The following is a 2,360-nucleotide window of genomic DNA, read 5'->3' as shown; positions in this document are numbered from 1 at the left end:
CAATATGCCCATGCCCGCATCGGCGGCGCGAAACCCCCGCTCGGGCCGGATCGAGTCCCAATCCCTGTCTAGGCTCATGCTATCGCTCCCCGGCAAATCGACCGCTCGGCCGCGAACGGCCATGCTTCAACTTTTCACGACGAGATAAATCTTCCATTAATGCTGGCTGATACAACGCCTCGGCCAGGAACCGGCCGGACGGGAGCCTCAGAGAAGATCGATGAGGAACGGGATCAGCGGCTCATCGGCCGGCGGCATCGGATAATCGCGCATCTGCTTCGGCCTTACCCATTTCAGCGCCTGCCCTTCCCTGGGCTGCGCGATACCGCGAAAGCGGCGGCAGATGAACAGCGGCATCAGCAGGTGGAAATCGTCGTAGGAATGGCTGGCGAAAGTGAGCGGCGCCAGGCACGGGATGTCGGTTTCGATGCCGATTTCCTCATGCAGTTCGCGAATGATGCATTGTTCGGGCGTCTCGCCCGGCTCGACCTTGCCGCCGGGAAACTCCCACAGCCCGGCAAGTTGCTTGCCCTGAGGCCGCTGCGCCAGAAGCACCCGGCCGTCGGCATCGACCAGCGCGCAGGCGGCGACCAGCAGCAGGCGCTTGCCGGCGGTCACGACATCATTCATGACCCGGCGGCCGCCGGTAGTGGTAGCGATAGACTTCCTCGAAGCCGAGCGAATGGTAGAGCGCCAGTGCCGGCACATTGTTGGCCTCGACCTGCAGCCAGGCTTCCCGTGCGCCCCGCAGCCGTGCCCATTTCAGTGCCGACAGGATCAGGTTGCGGCCGTGGCCCCTGTTGCGTGCCGACTTGTCGGTGGCGACCTCGAACAGGCCGGCGAGATCGCCGTCATGCACGCAGATCAGCGTCGCCAGCGCTTCTGATCCATCTTCGAGCGCGAACAGCCCGGCTTCGGGCTGGATGGCGCCGATGATCTCCGACAGGCCGGGGCGCAGCGAAACATCCGAACCGCTGACCTTGAGCGACGCGCCGATGAAGCGGCTGATGTCTTTCAGCGGGATCTGGTCCATGGCAGCGTCGAGTTGCGCATCGGCCAGCGGCAGCCGCATGACCAGCGACTCGTCGAACCGGCTCCATCCCTCACGGTCGAGATGACTGGCAAGATCGGGACCCGACAACGGCGACATGCGGAATGTCAGCGGCCTGCCATAGGCATCGAAACGGCGGCTGGCCCGGCCGATACGGTCGGCAATGTGCTGGATGTCGCCGGGATCGAGCGGATTGACCGAGTTCAGCCGCTTGGCCGGATGGCCGGCGGTCAGCCGCACCACCCAGGTGCCGTCATAGTGGACGGCGGCCGCCGGCCAGGCGCGAAAGCCGGCCGCCTCGTAACGGCGCACGATCGCGAGCATGCTTGCCGGATGCCTGGAGCTCAAAACCGTCAGCTCCGGTAATCGCGATTGATGGCGACATATTCCTTGGTGAGGTCGCAGGTCCACACCGTCGCCTTGCCGCGGCCAATGCCGATATCGGCGCGGATGCGGATATCGTCGCGCTTCATGTAGGCCGACGTCGCCGCCTCGGAATAGCCGGGGTCGCGCTCGCCTTCATGCGCCAGCCTGTTGTCGCCGAACCAGATCGACAGCCGGTCGCGATCGGCGGGTTCGCCGGCCTTGCCGACGGCCATGACGACGCGGCCCCAATTGGCGTCCTCGCCGGCGACTGCCGTCTTGACCAGCGGCGAATTGGCGATCGACAGCGCGATGCGCTTGGCCGAGCGCGCCGATTTGGCGCCGGTGACGGTGACTTCGACCTGCTTGCGGGCGCCTTCGCCGTCGCGCACCACCTGCAGCGCCAGCGATTTCAGCACCTTGCCGAGCGCCCGGCGGAACGTGCCGAGACGGGCATCCTTGGGATCGGTTATCTCCGGCGCGCCGCGCCTGGCGGCCTTGCCGGTGGCGAAGATCAGCAGCGTGTCGCTGGTCGAGGTGTCGCTGTCGACGGTGACCGCGTTGAAAGTCTTGGCCGTGCCGCGCGACAACAGATCCTGCAGGACAGGTGCGGCGATCGGCGCGTCGGTGGCGATGAAGGAGAGCATCGTCGCCATGTCGGGCGCGATCATGCCGGCGCCCTTGGAAATGCCGTTGATGGTGACATCGGTGTCGCCGAGCTTGACGGTCGCGGTCGCCACTTTCGGATAGGTATCCGTGGTCATGATCGCCTTTGCCGCTTCGGTCCACAGCTCGGGCTTGCCCTTGCTGACCAGCCCCGCGAGCAGATGGCTGAATTTGCTGGTGTCGAGCGGCTCGCCGATGACGCCGGTCGAGGCCATGAAAACCTCCGCTGCCGTGCAGCCGGCCGCCTTCGCCGCCGCCTCGCCGGTCAGTGCGGTCGACT

At 65.9% G+C, this 2,360-nt stretch carries 3 protein-coding genes; all 3 read right to left on the bottom strand.

What is annotated here, in order from left to right:
• Positions 1 to 207: 207 nt before the first annotated feature.
• A complete protein-coding gene (locus EN969_RS26975) occupies positions 208 to 630 on the bottom strand; it encodes a (deoxy)nucleoside triphosphate pyrophosphohydrolase (protein ID WP_063169074.1) in 423 nt (140 codons plus the stop codon).
• Positions 623 to 1,375 carry a GNAT family N-acetyltransferase gene (locus EN969_RS26970; protein WP_013529443.1) on the bottom strand — a complete coding sequence of 251 codons (753 nt, stop codon included), beginning with the start codon at positions 1,373 to 1,375 and terminating at the stop codon, positions 623 to 625. The genes EN969_RS26975 and EN969_RS26970 overlap by 8 nt, the downstream gene beginning before the upstream one ends.
• Positions 1,376 to 1,404: 29 nt before the next feature.
• A partial coding sequence (gene argJ, locus EN969_RS26965) for a bifunctional glutamate N-acetyltransferase/amino-acid acetyltransferase ArgJ (RefSeq protein ID WP_127419546.1) occupies positions 1,405 to 2,360 on the bottom strand: 956 nt, incomplete at its 5' end.

It is taken from the genome of Mesorhizobium sp. M7A.F.Ca.CA.003.01.2.1 (assembly GCF_003998945.1).
Lineage (GTDB): Bacteria > Pseudomonadota > Alphaproteobacteria > Rhizobiales > Rhizobiaceae > Mesorhizobium > Mesorhizobium ciceri.
This window is presented reverse-complemented; position numbering and strand designations above follow the sequence as displayed.

Coding starts and splice junctions, on each gene's coding strand:
- EN969_RS26975 (WP_063169074.1), bottom strand. CDS start 630: ATGAATGATGTCGTGACCGCCGGCAAGCGCCTGCTGCTGGTCGCCGCC.
- EN969_RS26970 (WP_013529443.1), bottom strand. CDS start 1,375: ATGCTCGCGATCGTGCGCCGTTACGAGGCGGCCGGCTTTCGCGCCTGG.